The following is a 16,626-nucleotide window of genomic DNA, read 5'->3' on the forward strand; positions in this document are numbered from 1 at the left end:
GTCGGCTGCTCCTGGATCGCTGACGGGACACCGGAAGTATATACGTACCTCTGTATTACTATACGACAGTGGGGGTGGATGCGGGTGGGCGTCAGGTGGCCGGGCGGACGGCGTCCCGCTCGACCGGACAGCTCATACAGCGCGGACCACCCCGGCCACGGCCGAGTTCGCTTCCCGGGATCTCTATCACCTCGATCCCCTGCTTGCGCAGATGGGTGTTGGTCGTCACATTGCGGTCGTACGCGACGACGACGCCGGGTTCGACGGCGAGGACGTTGCAGCCGTCGTCCCACTGCTCCCGTTCCGCCGAGTGCACGTCCTGCGTCGGGGTGAGCACCCGGATGTCCTTGAGCCCGAGGGCCGCCGCGATCGCACGGTGCATGTGCTCCGGTGGATGGTCCGTGACCCGCAGGGAGACGGCGCGGTCACCCGCCGCCGGCTCGATCGTGTACGAGCGCAGCATGCCCAGCCCCGCGTACTGGGTGAATGTGTCGTGGTCCACCATCGTCATCACCGTGTCCAGGTGCATGAACGCCCGGCGCTTGGGCAGGTCGAGCGCGACGATCGTCCGGGCGGAGCCCGCGGCGAACAGTCCCCGGGCGAGCATCTCCACGGCCTGGGGGGTGGTGCGCTCGCTCATGCCGATGAGCACCGCTCCGTTGCCGATGACGAGGACGTCACCGCCCTCGATGGTGGAGGGGTAGTCGTCCTGGCCCTCGGACCAGTGGTGGAACTCCCCCGCCTCGGGGCCGGTGAACTGCGGGTGGTGCTTGTAGATCGCCTCGAAGTGCACGGTCTCGCGCCGGCGGGCGGGCCAGCGCATGGCGTTGATGGAGACGCCGTCGTAGATCCAGGCGGAGGTGTCGCGGGTGAAGATGTGGTTGGGCAGGGGGCCGAGCAGGAAGTCGTCGAGTTCCATGACGTGGAAGCGGACGGAGGACGGCTCGGAGTGGCCGGCGAGGAACTCCCGTTTCGTCACACCGCCGATGAGCGCCTCGGTGAGCGCCCCGGTGTCCATCTCGTCGAAGGCGGCGCGCAGATGGTCCGTGGCGAGCGGGCCGTACTCCTTCTCGTCGAAGACCCGGTCCAGGACGAGTTCGCGGGCCGCGGGGACCTCCAGCGCCTCCCGCAGGAGATCGCCGAAGAGATGGACGGCGGCACCCCGGTCGCGCAGCACGTCGGCGAAGCCGTCGTGCTCCTGGCGGGCGCGCCGGACCCAGAGCAGATCGTCGAAGAGCAACGCGTCCTTGTTGCTCGGTGTGAGCCTCTTCAGCTCCAGATCCGGCCGGTGCAGGATGACCCGGCGCAGGCGCCCGGTCTCGGAGTCGACATGGAATCCCATGCCCCCATCCTGGCCGCCCGGGAGTCACTTCACTCCGCGAACCCCCGGACCGCCCGGGAGCGCGTCCGCCATCGCGCGGCCGCTCGGCGGCGCCGCGAGAGCCCGCCCGGGGCCACCGGACCGGCGGGCAGCCGAGAGGTCGCGGCAGATGCTGCCCGAGGCCTCCTGCGGTACGGCCGGGGACACCGCGCGGCGATCGTCGGCAGGGCGGCGCCCGGGCCCGGGCCCGGGTAAGTGGTGTGAGGTGCGGGCGAGGGCGGCGAGGGCGGCGATGCGGTCCGGTCCGACACCGCAGCATCCCCCCACGAGGCGGGCCCCGGCGGCGGCCCAGTCCGGCAGCCGCCCCGGGTCGAAGGTGATGCCTCCGGACCAGCTGCGGGTGCCGGCGTCCGCACGCTGCCCGCTGTTGGGATAGACCACCACCGGTCTGCCGGTCTCGCGTGCGGCGATCGCCACGGCCCGGTCCGCGTCGGCGGGTTCGCAGCAGTTGACGCCGACGGCGATGACATGGCCGTGGCCCGCGGCCAGAGCGAAGGCCGCCCCGAGGTCCTGGCCCGCGCGGGTGCGTCCACCCTCGATCGTGTAGGAGAGCCACACCGGCACACCGGTGTCCGCCGTGGCACGCAGCAGGGCCGCGGCCTCGTCGGTGTCCGGCACGGTCTCCAGGGCGAGGACGTCCGGGCCGGCCCGGACGAGGGCCTCGATCCGGGGCCGGTGAAAGGCCTCCAGTTCCCGCACCGCCAGGCCGTAACGGCCCCGGTACTCGCTGCCGTCAGCGAGCATCGCGCCGTACGGCCCCACCGAAGCGGCCACCCACACCTCCCGCGCCACCCGCTCCGCGGCCGCGCGCGCCAGCGCCACGCTGCGGGCCAGGAGCGCGGACGCCTCGCCCCGGCGTGCGCCGTGCCGGGCGAATCCCTCGTAGGTCGCCTGGTAGCTGGAGCTGATGAGCACCTGGGCGCCGACCCGCACATACGCCGTGTGCGCGGCCTCGATCTGCTCGGGCCCGTCGGCGAGCAGCCGTGCCGACCAGAGGTCGTCGGAAAGGTCGCAGCCCTGTGCCTCCAGTTGGTTGGACAGCCCGCCGTCGAGGACGAGCGGGCCCTCTTCGGCGAGGGCTGCGGCGAGACTCCGGGCGGGCTTCACTGGCGGCTCCGTTGACGGTGTCCGGAACGGTGGGCTGTGCGCGGAACGGTGGACGGCGTCCGGAGTGGGCTGTGCGCGGAACGGTGGACGGCGTCCGAAACGGTGGGCGGGTTCACTCCAGCTGGGACTTCACCTGCGAGGAGATGAGTTCCAGATGGTCGAGGTCGTGCAGGTCGAGGACCTGGAGGTAAACGCGGGAGGAGCCCGCGGCGGCGTACCGGCCGAGCTTGTCGACGACCTCGGCGGGCGAGCCGGCCAGGCCGTGGGACTTCAGCTCGCCGACCTCGCGGCCGATGGCGGCGGCGCGGCGGGAGACCTCCGCGTCGTCCCTGCCCACACAGACCACGAGCGCGTTGGAGTACACGAGGTCGCCAGACGGACGCCCGACCGCCTCGGCGGCCGCGCGGACACGGCCGAACTGGCGCTCCGTGTCCTCCGGTGAGGCGAAGGGGATGTTGAACTCGTCGGCGTAGCGCGCCGCCAGCCGCGGGGTGCGGGTGGCGCCATGACCGCCGATGAGTACCGGAAGCCTTCGCTGGGCGGGCTTGGGCAGCGCCGGGGAGTCCTGCAGCCGGTAGTACCGCCCGTCATGGCTGAAGGTCTTGCCGGTTTCCGTGCCCCACAGGCCCGTGAGGATCGCGAGTTGCTCCTCCAGGCGGGCGAGCCTCTCCTCGGGGAAGGGGATGCCGTAGGCCCGGTGCTCCTCCTCGAACCAGCCCGCGCCGAGTCCGAGCTCGATTCGGCCGCCGGACATCTGATCGACCTGTGCGACCTGGATGGCGAGCACACCCGGCAGCCGGAAGGTGCCGGCCGTCATCAGTGTGCCGAGCCTGATCCGCTGGGTCTCGCGGGCGAGCCCGGCCAGCGTGATCCAGGCGTCGGTGGGACCGGGCAGGCCGTCCCCCGGCCCCATGCTGAGGTAGTGGTCCGAGCGGAAGAAGGCGTCGAAGCCGAGGTCCTCGGTGGCTCTGGCCACGGTGAGCAGGGTGTCGTAGGTGGCGCCCTGCTGGGGTTCGGTGAAGATGCGAAGGTCCATTCCTCCATCCTGCACCGTGGTTGACGGCTCAACCCACCGCGCCGTGGTTGACGGCTCAACCCACCGCACCGTGGTTGACCGCTCAACCCACCGCACCGTGGTTGACCGCTCAACCCACCGCGCCGGGTACGGGCTCCGCCCCACCGGTCGCTGCGTGCGCGGTCACACGTCGCGGCCGCGGAGCGCGATGGAGCAGACGAGGGACCGGGCCGCACACGGGCCCCAGCCCCGTGGGGAGTGGAGGGCCGGCGGAGCGGGTACGCCGCCCCTGCACGCGGCACGGCGGCCCTTCGGCGGAGTGAGCCGCGTTCCTCCTGCTCAGGGAGGGCTCGCCGTCCACTCCGCCGCGTCCGGGCTGCGGGCGGTGCTCTCACGGCCGAAGACCTCACCGGCTTCCCACCGCCGTTCGCAGTCTCTTCGGCGCTCCCGGTCGCGCTCGCACAGGGTGAGGCGGTGGAGCATGACGCGGACGTGGTCGCTGGACTCGTCCGCGGCATCGATCGCCTCGATGCACTGCCAGTAGAGGCCTTCCTCGTCTGTGGCACAGGCGACGCCGACGAGCGCGATACCGACCTCGCCGAGCAAGGCCCCCAGCGCGTCCAACGACCGCCAGGGATTGCCCACTTCCGTGAGCTGCATGGCTCTCGGGCCACCGAAGCGCAGCGCGGCCGGCTCTGCGAGTATGCCGGCCCGGCCACTCGCCTCGCTCAGCCCGCGCGCCTCGCCTCTCAGCTCCAGGGGCCCGCTCACCGCGAGCCGGCCTCCGATCGCCTGGGCGAGGGCCTGTGCCTGCCAGGCCTCCGCCACGATGTCGAACGCCACGCGGCACTCCGCGAGTGCGCGCCTGCCGATCGCCACGAGTCGTTCCGCATCCATGGACGCCGCCCCCGTTCGTACGACTTTCTGCTCACTGAGTCACTACCCAGAGTGAATGAGCTCCAGACGAAAAGCCAGGGGAATTCGGAAATCTGTGGACAGGTGGCCGCTTGGGGAAAGATCAGTCACTCCGGAGAGTGACGATCGGGCGCTGAAGGGACGTCGGACGCACGTTCAGCGGGCGGGAAGCGGAGCTCGTTGCGGTCGATCTTGTCCGAGAGCGCCCGGAGCACGTCGACCCCGGCCACCTCGCAGAACTGGAGCAGATACGCGAGCACATCCGCGACCTCGTCGGCCACCCGCTGCGCCTGGTGCGGGTCGTCCATCACCCGCGCCGACTCCTCGGGCGTCAGCCACTGGAAGATCTCCACGAGTTCGGCCGCCTCGACCGTCAAGGCCACGGCGAGGTTCTTCGGTGTGTGGTACCGCTGCCACTTCCGCGCCGCGGCGAACTCCGCCAGTCTGCGCTGCAGCGCCCGCACGTCCGGTTCCGCCACGGCACCGGGCTGCCTCCGAAGGCGCTTCCTACGCATGGGGGACGGCGGTCGCCGCGAGGCCGTCGACCTCCGTGCCGACGGGCGCCAGCAGGAACACGTTGCGGTCCACACGGTGCATCCCGCAGCCGAGCCCGAAGACCACCCCGCTGCTGAAGTCGAGGATGCGCTTGGCGACTTCGGCGTCCGCGCTCGTGAGGTCGAGCAGCACCGGAACCCGGGCGACGAGGTACTCGGCGACCTCGCGGGCGTCGGCGAAGACCTGCACGCGCAGCACGACCATCCGCCGCTGCTCCGCCTCGGCGGCGGACGCGGCGAGGCCGTCCCGGGGGATCGTGTGGTGATCCACGCGTGACGGCCACTCGTCGCGGCCCCGCAGCGGCACGACCTGGGCCAGGCCCTCCCACTGCTCGTCGGTGACGTCGAACCTCTCATACCTGCTCATGCAACCATCTTCGCGCCCCTCACCCGTTCGGCCCAACAGCGACACGGGCGAGTCGCACCCGGCCCGGGGAGAGCGGCGCCCGGTCCCGGGGGAGCCGGCCGTGCGGCGCGAACCGGGTGGGCGCCTGAGGGACAGGGCCGTGCGGCGCCGGCGCCGTGCGGCTGCACGGATCGGGGCGCGGGGGGACGATGGAGAGCGCGAGCGCCCAGGTTTCCGGCGGGGCGGGCATGACCTGTGCACAAGCCCTGTGACGGTGTCGGGAGGAGCGGCTGCGGATGGGTGGCACCGAAGCGTTCCCCGGTGACCTGGTACCGGGCACGGAGGCCGGCCCCGCCCCACCCGGCGGGCTGCTCGACGTGCTCGGCCTGGCGCCGGTGGTGCTGGACGCGGAGGGGCGGATCACCCTGTGGAGCCGTCAGGCCGAGGAACTCCTGGGCTACACCGCTCAGGAGGCGCTGGGGCAGCACGCCCTGCGGCTGCTGGTCGCGCAGGAGCACTTCGTGACCGTCCTCGATCTGTTCTCCACCGTGATGGAGAGCGGGGAGAACTGGGCCGGGGTGTTCCCGGTCAGGCACAAGGGCGGCGCGGTCCGGATGCTGGAGTTCCGCAATATGCGGCTCCAGGACCGGGAGGGCGGCTTCTACGCCCTGGGGCTGTCCACCAGCCAGGAGACCCTGCGCCAGGTGGAGCGGGACCTGGCGCTGTCGGTGCGGCTGGTGGACCAGTCGCCGATCGGCCTCGCCGTGCTCGACCCCGATCTGCGTTGTGTGACGGTCAACCCGGCGCTTGCGGCCGTCAGCGGGCTTCCGGCGGAGCAGCATGCGCGGCGCCGGGTGAGCGAGACCCTGCCGTTCCTGGACGCCGCCCGCCTCGAGACCGCCGTGCTCCGGGTGCTGGAGACCGGCACACCCGTGGTGGACCGCCAGGTGCTGGGGCGTACGCCGTTCGACCAGGACACCGAGCACGCCTGGTCGGTGTCCCTGTACCGGCTGGAGGACCCCGGCGGCCGCGTCCTCGGCGTCGCGGTGTCCGTGGTGGATGTGACGGACCGTCACCAGGCCGCCAGGGAGGCGGAGCGGGCGCGGCACCGGCTCGCCCTGGTCGCCGACGCGTCGATGCGGATCGGCACCACCCTGGACCTGTGGCAGACAGCCCGGGAACTGGCCGACGTGGCGGTGCCGGAGCTCGCCGACATCGCCGCGGTGGACGTGCTGGACTCGGCGGTCGAGGGACGGCGTGAGGCGGTGCCGGCCGACGGCACGGCGCTGTTCCGCGCACTCGCCGTGTCGGCGGCGCACCCGACCGTCGCGGTGCGGGCGGCCGACCCGCCGGGCGAGCTCACCCGCTACGACGCCGACCGGCTGGTCACCCGGTGCGTACGGACGGGCGAGCCGATCGTGGTGCCGCACGTGGCGAGCGAGGACCTGCCGCGGATCGGGCGGGACGCGACCGCGTCGGTGCTGCTGGCCGCGGCAGGGGTGCACTCATACCTGGCCGTGCCGCTGATCGCCCGGGGGGAGGTGCTGGGTGCGCTCGACCTCAAGCGTTTCCGCAACCCGATGCCGTTCGACTCCGACGACGTGCTGATGGCCGGGGAACTGGCGAGCCGGGCGGCGGTGTGCATCGACAACGCCCGCTGGTACCAGCAGCAGCGCGACACCGCGCTGGCCCTCCAGCGCAGTCTGCTGCCGCGGCATCCGCCGAGCCTGGTCGGGCTGGAGGTGGCCTCCCGGTACCAGCCCGCGGGAGCGGTCAGCGAGGTCGGCGGCGACTGGTTCGACATCCTCCCCCTCGGCGGCGGCGAGACCGCGCTGGTGGTGGGCGATGTGATGGGCAGCGGGATCAACGCGGCAACGGCTATGGGGCGGCTGCGGACCGCCACCCAGACCCTCGCCTCCCTGGGCCTCGGCCCCGAGGAGGTGCTGCGGCACCTGGACTCGATCACCGCCGGGCTGGAGCCGTACATCGCGACATGCCTGTACGCGCTGTACGACCCGCACCGGGGCAGGGTGTGCGTCTCCACGGCCGGGCATCTGCCGCCGGTGCTGATGCGGCCCGGTGAGGCGCCCGTGCTGCTCGACCTGCCGACCGGGGTGCCGCTGGGTGTCGGCGGGGTGGAGTTCCGCTCGGTCGACTTCGCCCTGAGCCCGGGGGACACGCTCGTGCTCTACACCGACGGCCTGGTGGAGACCCGCGACCAGGACATCGACGCCCGGCTGCATGTGCTGCTCACGCTGACGGCGGGGCCGGCCGTGGGACTGGAGGAGACCTGCGACCGCCTGCTGGGCTCCCTGCGGCGGGGCACGGTGGAGGACGACGTGGCGCTGCTCATCGCACGCGTGCGGGAGTGAGCTCGCCGACGTCCGCGGCGCGTTCGGGCTGGGCGGGAGGGGCACAGCTGTCGACGGGGGTCGTCGTCGTGATCGTGTTCCTTCCGGTCGGTTCTTGGTGTGGGCGGCGGGTTGCGGGCCAGGCAGGGCGGCCTTGCGTCGGGGCAGTACCCCGGTCGCCACGACTGCCGCGAGTACGAAGAGGCCGGCGGCGGCGGCCAGGCCCAGGGCGTAGCCGTCGTTGTGGCCTTCTCGCCATCCGCTGACGAGTGCGGGCGGGCACGGGCCCCGGGCCTGCGCGAGTGCGGGCAGGCAGCAGTAGCGGGCCGCGGAACGCCACGACGGGCCCGCTACCGCTGGATGGTCCCCGGGGTGATCGTCACGCGCTCGCACCGGGTGAAGTCGTCCATCGCCGACGCCTCCCGGGCGGCGCCGCCGAGGGCGCACGGCACATCGGCGGTGGCGACCAGATACCGGGCACCCGCGCCGTCCACCTCCGCGAAACCGTTCACGACGCCGCGCGGCAGCGACTCGGTCTCGGAGAAGACCCCGAAGACCAGGGCGTTGACGCGGGCCGTCTGCCCCGGCATCCGCACCACACTGGTCGTACCGGCCGCCAGGGCCGGGGCAAGGGAGCAGACGAGCAGGACGGCCGGGGACCGGCGCGGCACGATGATCCCCGCCACCCCGCGGGGGCGCCGCAGGACGAGGGAGCACTGCCCCGGGGCGGCCTCAAGCGCGCGGCCGTGCTCACTGCGGACGAGGGAGGCGAAGTACCGCAGCCTCGACGGCACCGTCTCCGCCTCGAAGCGCGCGCGCCGCCTGCTGCCGTCCACCTGGGCCAGTGCCTCGGTCAGCTTCCCCTGGCGCGCGGCGAACAGGTCCGCCATCTCGTGCAGGGTCCTGGCGCGCAGATGCCGGTCGTCCTTCCAGCGCGTCTCGCCGAAGGCCCGCCGGGCCGCCGCGAGCGCCCGTGCCGCCATCTCGCGCCCGTCCGCCTCCCGCTCCCCCGGTGCCGGACGGGCTTCGGCACCATCCCGGGCTCCCGGGCCGACCCAGGCGCCGTCGATCCAGTGCAACGCGGTCCCAGTGGTCATGGCTCACTCCCAGCTTCGTCCGGAGCGATGAGTGAACGGACACGCCGTTGTCCGGTGCAGTGCCGGTCCGACATGGCCGCCGTACCGGACGGCGCCGGGCGCGCTGTGCCGCAGCCGCACCCCGGTCCGCATCGGCCGCCTCCGCGACGCCGCCGGTGTACCCGAGTGGCAGATCCGTCTCGTGCAAGAACGCTGATCGGTCTCGTGGTGGGGTCGCTCGGACTTCCATGGCGCCCGTGGCGCCCGCTCAGCCGGTCCGGGGATGCGGGGATCTGGGGATCTGGGGATCTGGGGATGTCCGGCTGATCTGGGAAAATCGCCGCATCGCCTGCACGCCGGGGGTTCCGGCGGTCGCCGCCGGCTCACCGGCGGGGGCCCTTGCCATGGGCCGTTGCACCATGCTGCCGCCCCCGGGGGAGGTGCGCAACGCGGGGGGCGCGACGCCCGGGGTACCAGGGCCCCCGCTGCCCTGCCGTACACCGCGCCCCGGCGCGACGGCTCCTGTCGCCCGCCGATCCGCCCGGGACCTGCCGCCCGGCGATCCGGGCCGTACGACTGCCCCGGGGGCCCCGGGCGGTACGTGCGGCCCGCCGCGAGGCCCCCGCGGAGCGTGGATCACATCGGTGGCTCGCACAGCCGGACCCGCAGGACTCCGTTGCCGCCGGGGCCGTACCCGGGGAAGGTGACCGTCGCACCCGGCTGCGCCTCACGGCAGGGCACCGCGGTGCCGTCGGTGTACTCCACCGTCAACCGGTACGCGGTGTCGCAGGCGTTGGTGACGTGGGTGTAGCGCCAGGTCGCCGCGTACTGGACGCACCCGGGCGCCGACTCGCCTCCCCCGGCCGCCGGTGCCGCAACGGCCTCACCCGCAGAACCTGCCGCACCCGCAGTGCCCGCCGTGGACAACACCGCCAGCGCCGTCATCGCTGCTGCACCGACTACTGAAGCGGATATCCGCCACATCGAAACTCCTCATTCAGAAGTTGAATGCACGGAAACAGTCTGCCCGAGCAGTCCAGGGGATCGTTGGGATTCGGCCAGCCCTGAAGGTTCAGTTCATGAACTGTTCGGATGTGTCTCCCCCAGCCGTCACCCCGCCGAACCCGCCCCCGCCGCACGCCGGCCGGCGTTCCCGGGCACACCCGGCCGAGCAGTCCTTGCAGCCCCGGGCCGGGCCCTGCGGGGTTCCTTCCTCGCAGGGCCCGGCCCGGTCGCAACCCAGGTGCTCCCCGGCGGCGTTCCGGCCTCCGCAGGTGCCGTCAGCGGGAGCGGCCCGCCGCGGGCGGGGGGACGGCTTCCGCGGCGCGCGGGCGCCGGGTCCGCCGCAGCCGGGCCAGCGCCACCGCCGTGACCAGCAGGGCGGCGAACAGGGCGGCGACCCCGGCATAGCCCACGGCGCCGAGTGCGTCGGCGAGGGTGCGCTGGAGGGCGCCCGCGGCGTCGACGACCGGATCCCGGGTGGCGGGGTCGCGCTGGACGCGGATCTCGTACCAGCCGTAGTACGCCACGTACGCGCCCACCAGCAGGAGCAGCCCGCCGCCGAGGCGGGGGGCTGCGGCACCGAGACGGCGCAGGCGCGTGACGGCGGTGGTGCGGGTGAGGGCGACGGTCAGGGAGGCGGCCCCGACGATCAGGCCCATGCCGGCGGCGTAGGCGATGAAGAGGGCGGCGCCCTCACCGGTGGACCCGGTGCGGACCGCGGACACCACGATCGCGAGGAACGGGGCGATGGTGCAGCCCAGGGAGGCTGCCGCGTACGCCATCCCGAACAGCGCCATGGAGGGGACGGAACGGGTGAGACCGGGCGCCCGGCGGACCTTCGGTGCCGGGGAGGGCAGTCGGCGGCCGGCGAGCAGCCAGGCCCCGGCGCCCGCCATAAGCAGTCCGAAAACGATGGTGAACCAGGGCAGATGACGCTGCACCTGGCCCGCTACGGGCTGCACGGCCAGGCCGAAGATCCCGAAGAGCGCCGCGAATCCGGCGGTCATGGCGGCGGTCGCGGTCAGGGCGCGGCCGACGGCGACGGTGCGGCTGGGGGTGTCGTCGCCGAGGACGAGGAGGGACAGATAGGCCGGAAGCAGGGCGAAGCCGCAGGGGTTGACGGCGGCGAGCATGCCCGCGGTGAGCGCGAGGGCGATCGGCAGATCCGACATCGGGGTTCAGCCGGTGAGTCCGGCGACCTTCTCGGCCAGCCCCTCACCGCCGGGCAGAACACCTTCGTAGACGGTCTCGCCGTTCTTGTCGAGGATGACGTACCGGCTCTGCTCGGTGACGTCGAACCGCTTCCACACGTCGCCCGCCTCGTCGGCCAGATGAGGGAAGCCGCCCGCCTTCGTCTCGGCGACGAAGTCCTTCATGGCGGCGTTCCCGTCCAGGCCCGCCACGCCGACCACGTTGGCCTTGCCCGTGTACTCGGCGGCGACCCTGGCCGTCTCGGCCGCCTGCGCCTTGCACGTGGAGCACCAGGGGGCCCAGAACCACAGCACGGCCGGCCTGCCCGCGAGGGTCTTCGCGTCGAACGGCTCACCGTCCACGGTCGTGCCGGTGAACCTCAGCGCCTCGGGAGCCCCGTCGCCGCCGGTGCCACCGCCGTCCGACGCGGCGGGCGGGGCCGTTGACGGCGTCGCCGAAGGCACCGCCCCGGTGTCTCCGCCCGTGCCGGAGCCGCCTTCGGCGCCGCATCCGGCGAGCGTGAGCAACGTGGCGGCCAGGGCGGTGGGGAGGAGGGTGCGGACGCGCATGGCGGACTCCTGTCGGGTGCTCGGCTCGGTTCCGGTGCGACTGTAGGTCCCGCCGGGCCGACGCGTACGGAGGAGAGGCCTTACGGTTCGGTGACGGACCTTTCCGGTGACGGACCGGTTCATGACCATTCGGTTCATGACCATTCGGTTCATGCCGGTCCGGCACGACGGCGGCCCGCGGCCGTCCTCCGGCGGGTGTCCTCCGGTCGCCGTCAGCCCCCGGCGTCCCTGAGCCGGGCGGCGTCGAGGACGGTGATACGCCCGCGGGCCAGGCGGATCACCCCCTGGTCCGCGTAGTCGTGAAGCACCTTGGTGCAGGTCTCGCGCGAGGTCCCCGCGAGAGCGGCGATCTGCTCGTGGGTGAGCGCGATCTGCGGGTGGCGCCCCACGGGGCGCAGCGGGCCTGCGGGAGGCTGGGCAGCGGTGAGGGTGCTCAGGGTGGTGGCGATGCGCTGGGCGACGGTCTTGAAGACGCTGTCCGACAGGCGCTGCTCCAGCTCGGCCAGGCGGCGTCCGAGGATCGCGGTGATACGGGCCGCGATGCGGGCGTCGGACAGCAGCAGCCGGTTGACGTCGGCCCGGCTCATCACGCAGACGATGACGTCGTCGAGGGCCTCCGCGTAGTTGTCGTACATGTGCTGGCCGAGCAGGACCATTTCGCCGAAGATCGTGCCCGGGGTGATGATCGCCGTGGTCAGCGCCCGTCCGTCGGCGGAGACCCGGAAGACCCGCACCCGGCCCTTCTTGAGGATGAACAGCACCTCGCTCGGCTGGTCCGGCGAGTGGAGGATCTCGCCCGCGCCGTAGGTCTTCATGGGCGCCGCCTCCGCGATGGCGGCCATCTCCTGCTCCGAGAGGTCGCAGAAGATGTCCACCTCGGCCAGGCACCACGTTCCCTGCCCGCCCCCGTCGCCGTCCGTGTAGGCGTGGGTCATCGTGTGCGTCTCCTCCCGTCGTCCCGGGGCCCAGGGCGGGGGCGCATCGCCCCACGCCGGGCCGGCCAGCGCGTCGGCGCTGTCGGCCAGACAGTAGGACACCGCCGTGCCGTCGTCGCACGACCGGCGCGGCGCGGCGCCCGGCCCTGGGCCATCGGGGCGGGGGCTCGACGCGGGCGGTGCAGGGGTCATCGGACGGCCGGTCCGCCGCCCCGGTGGTTCGCGGCCTGGGCGATCGCGGCGTACGTCAGACCGGTGAGCAGCCCGAACACCAGATGGGCGCCGAAGCTCGAGGCGGTGACGGCGTTCCACTCGAAGACCGGCATGCCCATGTTGGCGGGCATGATCCACAGCGCGCCGACGAACCACCACAGCACGCCGTAGGCCAGCCCGAGAACGGCACCGGCGGCGATCCGCTCGGCGTACTGCCCGGCCAGTACGCCGAAGACCGCACCGGCGAAGAGGGCGATGGCCAGGTGCACGACCCAGCCGACGACGGCGTTGGTCGAGCCGAGCAGCCCGGCGACCATGGTGATCATCGCGGTGTCCGCCATCGGCCTCGACACCGACATCCAGATGCCCATTCCGACCCCGCCGACCAGGCCGGCCGCGGCGCCCCACACCGCGTGGACCGGGATGACGGCCGTTGTCGGGGATACATGCATTGTGGCTGCCATGGTGAGCGCCCCCTCGCGTGGGAGTGGGAGTGGGAGTGGGAGTGGTGTACGTCCCTGGCGATCCACGCTAGGGGCGGCAGCGGCGGCGGGTATGTGAGGCCGCTTACGTACCCGGCGGTAGTTCGGCGCCTGGCGGATCTCGGGCCAGGCTGGTCTCACGGGGCCGGTCCCACAAGGACGGTCCCACGGGCACGGCTTCAGCCGGCCGGCCTCTCGGCGGTCAGCAGGGCGTAGCCGAGGTCGCCACGGGCCACGGCGCCACGCGCCGCCTCCAGGACGGCGGGGGCCGCGCCCGGGTCGACGCCCGCGTCGGCGAGTCTGGCGGGCGAGGTGATGCGCAGCAGGTTCAGCCGGGCCTCGATCTGGTCGATCATCCGGAGCATCGCGGCGTCGTGGCGCTCGGTGGTGACGGTGCGCAGCCCTGCGCCGGCCAGGACGGCGGCGTACTCGGTCAGTGGGCGGGCGTCGGCGACGCAGGCGATCCGGGCGCCGACGCTCCTGAGTTCGGGCGGGAGCAGGTCCGGGGCCGCGGTGACGTCGGTGATGCCGACCCGGCCGCCGGGACGCAGCACCCGGGCGAACTCGGCGGCAGCCCGGGCCTTGTCGGGGAAGGTGCACAGCGCGCACTCGCACACCACCGCGTCGAACACCCCGTCGTCGTAGGGCAGGTGCTCGGCGTCGCCGGTGACGAACCCGGCCCGCTCGGCGAGTCCGGCGGCCTGGGCCGCTCCCTGGGCGAGGGCGGTGTTGGCGGCGGAGTAGTCGACGCCGTCCACGCGCACGCCGTAGACGCCGGCGAGCAGCAGCGCGGTGGTTCCCCGGCCGGAGGCCACGTCCAGCACGCGGCCGTCGCGGGCGAGCCCCAGCGCGTCGGCGAGGCGGCGGGTCAGGGCGGTGCCGCCGGGGTGGTAGGAGTCGCCGAGCAGCAGGGCCACGACGTCCCGGGAGTAGGCGTCGGCGCAGCAGCTCTTGACCTCGTCGCTGTTCACGGCTGCTCCCGGGCGTCGGTGCGGGCGGTCTTCGAACCGTACGGGGTGGTGGTGAGCCGGGGGGCGAGCGGCAGGGCGTTGGGGACGACCGGGGCGACGGGCACCCCGGACATCCGGGCGCGCACCTGCTCGCGGTAGCCGACGGAGTTGTAGGCGCAGAACGGGATGAGGCGCCCGTCGGGGGTGATCTCCTCGACACAGCACTTCATCAGCTGCTTGACGTTGAGCGTGTAGGGGTCCTGGAAGTCCTGGACGACGATCATGAATGCCTTGTCGTCGAGCTGCTTCACCGCCTGCGGCAGGTCGATGCCGCAGCTGTCCGCGCAGTCCAGTGCCTCGGCGGTGGCCCGCAGTCTCTCCTCGGTCGTCGCCGTGCCCATGAACGCGGAGGCCGACCACAGCTTCTCCAGTGCCTCGCGGACGGCGGTGTCGGGCATGACGCGGTTGGCGACGTAGTCGAGATGGTCCGCCACGTCGAGCAGCCTCGGGATCGGCACGACGGTCCGGTCGCCCGGTTCGCCGTCGACGAGGAGGTAGGTGATGGAGCGGCAGGTGGGGAAGCAGCAGGGGACGGGGAAGAAGTCGCCCTTGCGGAACCAGTCCGGGCGCTGCTCGGTGATCAAACGGATGACGTCGGGGTTGGTGAGCCGGTTCAGCGGGTCGAACTCCAGGTGCCGGCCGGAGTGGGTGACCGGCTGGAAGGCCACGGAGCGCACCGCGGGGTGGTCGATGCCGTACTCGACGACCGCCCCGAGTTCGTGCTCGTTCAGGCCGCGCTCGACGGCGGCGACGAGGGTGACGGTGAGACCGGCCTCGGCGCAGTTGTCCAGGGCCCGCCGCTTGAACGAGCGCAGGTCGCGGCCCCGGATCTCCCGATGGGTGCGCTCGTCGAAGCCGTCGAACTGGAGGTAGACGTTCACCGACCGGCCCGGCGTCCGGTTGCGTTCGCCGAGCCGGGCGGCGAAGTCCCGGTCGGTGGCGAGGCGGATGCCGTTGGTGTTGAGGTTGACGCACGTGATGGGGCGGGCCTGGGCCAGGTCGATGAAGTCGAGGATGTGCTTGTGGATGGTGGGCTCCCCGCCGGAGAACATCACCACCTCCGCCTCGCCCTCCGACTCCACGAAGACATCGAGCATCCGCTCGCACTGCTCGCGGGTGATGGAGTAGCCGTCCCCGTGGTGCCCGGAGTCGGCGAAGCAGATCGGGCAGTCCAGGTTGCAGCCGGTGTTGACCTCGATGATGCCCAGGCAGGCGTGCTGCTTGTGGTCAGGGCACAGCCCGCAGTCCAGCGGGCAGCCGTCCCTGACCTCGGTCTGGAAGGCCAGCGGGATCGTGCCGGGCTTGTTGAACCGCGCCGAGGCCATGTACTCCTCCGCGTCACCGTAGACCAGGGCCTCGAACTCGCCGTGGCCGCGGCATCGCTTGCGCAGGTAGACCTTGTCCTCGCGGATGTTGACCTGTGCGTCGACGGGTGTCTTGCACACGGGGCAGATCGACTTGGTGAACTCCACGAACACCTCGTCGCGGTCCGCCTTGCGCCGGGGCGCGGAGGCGCGGGACGGCCCACCGGGCGACGCGGGGGACGGCCCATGGGACGGCCCACCGGGCGACGCGGGGGACGACCCGCCGGATGGCAGGGGCATGGCCAACTCCTCACTCGGAAGGGTCTCGGCGGTCCGGCGCCCCGGCCCCGGCCCCGGGCACGACCCCGGGCACGGAGACCGCCGAGGGCCCTGCGGCGGTCGCGGGCGCGGTCCGGAGGGCCGTGCGGAGCAGCACACCGGCGTAGAGCAGCAGCAGCGCGTCCTGGACGAGGACGAACCAGCTCAGACTCTGGACGAGAAAGACGCCGAAGCAGCCGCAGTTCGCCACCGTGAGCCCGCGGGCGAACGCCTGGACGGCCAGCAGAGCCCACACCACGGCGACGCCGGTGAACACGAGCACCGGTGCGAGCGCTCGGGAGCGCGGGCGGGCCAGGAACCACACCCCGGACACCAGCTCGCCCGCGATCAGCGCCACGGCGAGCACGGCCGCCGCCGGGCCGGCGACCAGTCCGTAGGCGGCCAGGATCCCGGGCATCTGGGGAAGGGACGCGAGCTGCCCGGCCGCCATCGCGACGAACAGCGCGCCCAGCACGAGCCGCAACACCATGCTCCGCACGCTATGCCGACGGTGCCGCCGATCTCTGTAAGCGCGCTCACCGAAGCGGCGCCCCGGCGCGGGTGATCCCCCGGATGTGTGCGTACCGGGGCCGGCGAGGGGCGAACGGGCCCCGGCGGGCGACACGGGCAGCGCGGCAGCGGCAGCTACGCGGCGGCGGCACGGGCGGCAGCGGGTGGGCGAACCCCCGCGGACGACGCGGCGGACAGCGGCGCAACGGGCCCCGGCGGGCCACACGGGCAGCGCCGCAGCCCGGCAGCGGCAGCTACGCGGCGGCGGCACGGGACTGCGGCGGCACGGCCGCGTTCACGCCGTCACGCTGTCACGCTGTCCGGCGCGGCTACCCCGCCGGCAGGTG

General features: G+C 73.0%; 15 protein-coding genes and 1 pseudogene. 1 reads left to right on the forward strand and 15 read right to left on the reverse strand.

What is annotated here, in order from left to right; translation table 11 throughout:
* Positions 1 to 91: 91 nt before the first annotated feature.
* The 6 genes and pseudogenes from SCWH03_RS19575 to SCWH03_RS19600 all read right to left on the reverse strand — a co-directional run bounded on the left by SCWH03_RS19575 (position 92) and on the right by SCWH03_RS19600 (position 5,339).
* Entirely contained in the window at positions 92 to 1,342 is a 1,251-nt protein-coding gene (locus tag SCWH03_RS19575; RefSeq protein ID WP_173265576.1) for an arginine deiminase, read from the reverse strand.
* Between the two features lie 255 nt (positions 1,343 to 1,597).
* Positions 1,598 to 2,488, reverse strand: a pseudogene (gene mmuM, locus SCWH03_RS19580) (homocysteine S-methyltransferase); the annotation flags it as partial.
* A 112-nt stretch (positions 2,489 to 2,600) separates the two neighbouring features.
* Complete coding sequence (locus SCWH03_RS19585) at positions 2,601 to 3,524, reverse strand: LLM class F420-dependent oxidoreductase (protein WP_173265577.1); 924 nt, start codon at positions 3,522 to 3,524, stop codon at positions 2,601 to 2,603.
* A gap of 318 nt (positions 3,525 to 3,842) precedes the next feature.
* A complete protein-coding gene (locus SCWH03_RS19590) occupies positions 3,843 to 4,400 on the reverse strand; it encodes a DUF6099 family protein (protein ID WP_254076869.1) in 558 nt (185 codons plus the stop codon).
* A gap of 125 nt (positions 4,401 to 4,525) precedes the next feature.
* Positions 4,526 to 4,897, reverse strand: a complete 372-nt coding sequence (locus tag SCWH03_RS19595; RefSeq protein WP_173265578.1) for a nucleotide pyrophosphohydrolase — start codon at positions 4,895 to 4,897, stop codon at positions 4,526 to 4,528.
* A 28-nt stretch (positions 4,898 to 4,925) separates the two neighbouring features.
* Complete coding sequence (locus tag SCWH03_RS19600; protein WP_173265579.1) at positions 4,926 to 5,339, reverse strand: cell division protein SepF; 414 nt, start codon at positions 5,337 to 5,339, stop codon at positions 4,926 to 4,928.
* 275 nt (positions 5,340 to 5,614) lie between these two features.
* Between SCWH03_RS19600 and SCWH03_RS19605 the strand changes: the two genes are divergently transcribed.
* Positions 5,615 to 7,690 carry a SpoIIE family protein phosphatase gene (locus SCWH03_RS19605; protein WP_173265580.1) on the forward strand — a complete coding sequence of 692 codons (2,076 nt, stop codon included), beginning with the start codon at positions 5,615 to 5,617 and terminating at the stop codon, positions 7,688 to 7,690.
* Between the two features lie 329 nt (positions 7,691 to 8,019).
* Here SCWH03_RS19605 and SCWH03_RS19610 read toward each other — a convergent pair whose 3' ends face one another.
* The 9 genes from SCWH03_RS19610 to SCWH03_RS19650 form a co-directional block, all read right to left on the reverse strand.
* Entirely contained in the window at positions 8,020 to 8,766 is a 747-nt protein-coding gene (locus SCWH03_RS19610; protein WP_173265581.1) for an aldehyde dehydrogenase family protein, read from the reverse strand.
* 615 nt (positions 8,767 to 9,381) lie between these two features.
* A complete protein-coding gene (locus tag SCWH03_RS19615; RefSeq protein WP_254076870.1) occupies positions 9,382 to 9,729 on the reverse strand; it encodes an alpha-amylase inhibitor in 348 nt (115 codons plus the stop codon).
* Between the two features lie 296 nt (positions 9,730 to 10,025).
* Positions 10,026 to 10,919 (reverse strand): cytochrome c biogenesis CcdA family protein, encoded by an 894-nt coding sequence (locus SCWH03_RS19620; RefSeq protein ID WP_173265582.1) that lies wholly within the window; start codon positions 10,917 to 10,919, stop codon positions 10,026 to 10,028.
* Between the two features lie 6 nt (positions 10,920 to 10,925).
* Positions 10,926 to 11,507, reverse strand: coding sequence for a redoxin family protein (locus SCWH03_RS19625; RefSeq protein ID WP_173265583.1), 582 nt, complete (start codon positions 11,505 to 11,507; stop codon positions 10,926 to 10,928).
* Positions 11,508 to 11,719: 212 nt separating this feature from the next.
* Positions 11,720 to 12,442: a Crp/Fnr family transcriptional regulator gene (locus SCWH03_RS19630; RefSeq protein WP_254076871.1), complete on the reverse strand. Its 723-nt coding sequence runs from the start codon at positions 12,440 to 12,442 to the stop codon at positions 11,720 to 11,722.
* A 188-nt stretch (positions 12,443 to 12,630) separates the two neighbouring features.
* Entirely contained in the window at positions 12,631 to 13,119 is a 489-nt protein-coding gene (locus SCWH03_RS19635; RefSeq protein WP_173265585.1) for a hypothetical protein, read from the reverse strand.
* Positions 13,120 to 13,316: 197 nt separating this feature from the next.
* On the reverse strand, positions 13,317 to 14,108 hold the full coding sequence (locus SCWH03_RS19640) for a class I SAM-dependent methyltransferase (protein WP_173265586.1): 792 nt from the start codon (positions 14,106 to 14,108) through the stop codon (positions 13,317 to 13,319).
* Positions 14,105 to 15,751, reverse strand: a complete 1,647-nt coding sequence (locus SCWH03_RS19645; RefSeq protein ID WP_254076872.1) for a radical SAM protein — start codon at positions 15,749 to 15,751, stop codon at positions 14,105 to 14,107. The genes SCWH03_RS19640 and SCWH03_RS19645 overlap by 4 nt, the downstream gene beginning before the upstream one ends.
* 10 nt (positions 15,752 to 15,761) lie before the next feature.
* A complete protein-coding gene (locus SCWH03_RS19650) occupies positions 15,762 to 16,259 on the reverse strand; it encodes a MauE/DoxX family redox-associated membrane protein (protein ID WP_173265587.1) in 498 nt (165 codons plus the stop codon).
* Between the last annotated feature and the right edge of the window lie 367 nt (positions 16,260 to 16,626).

It is taken from the genome of Streptomyces pacificus (genome assembly GCF_011766325.1).
Taxonomy (GTDB): domain Bacteria; phylum Actinomycetota; class Actinomycetes; order Streptomycetales; family Streptomycetaceae; genus Streptomyces; species Streptomyces pacificus.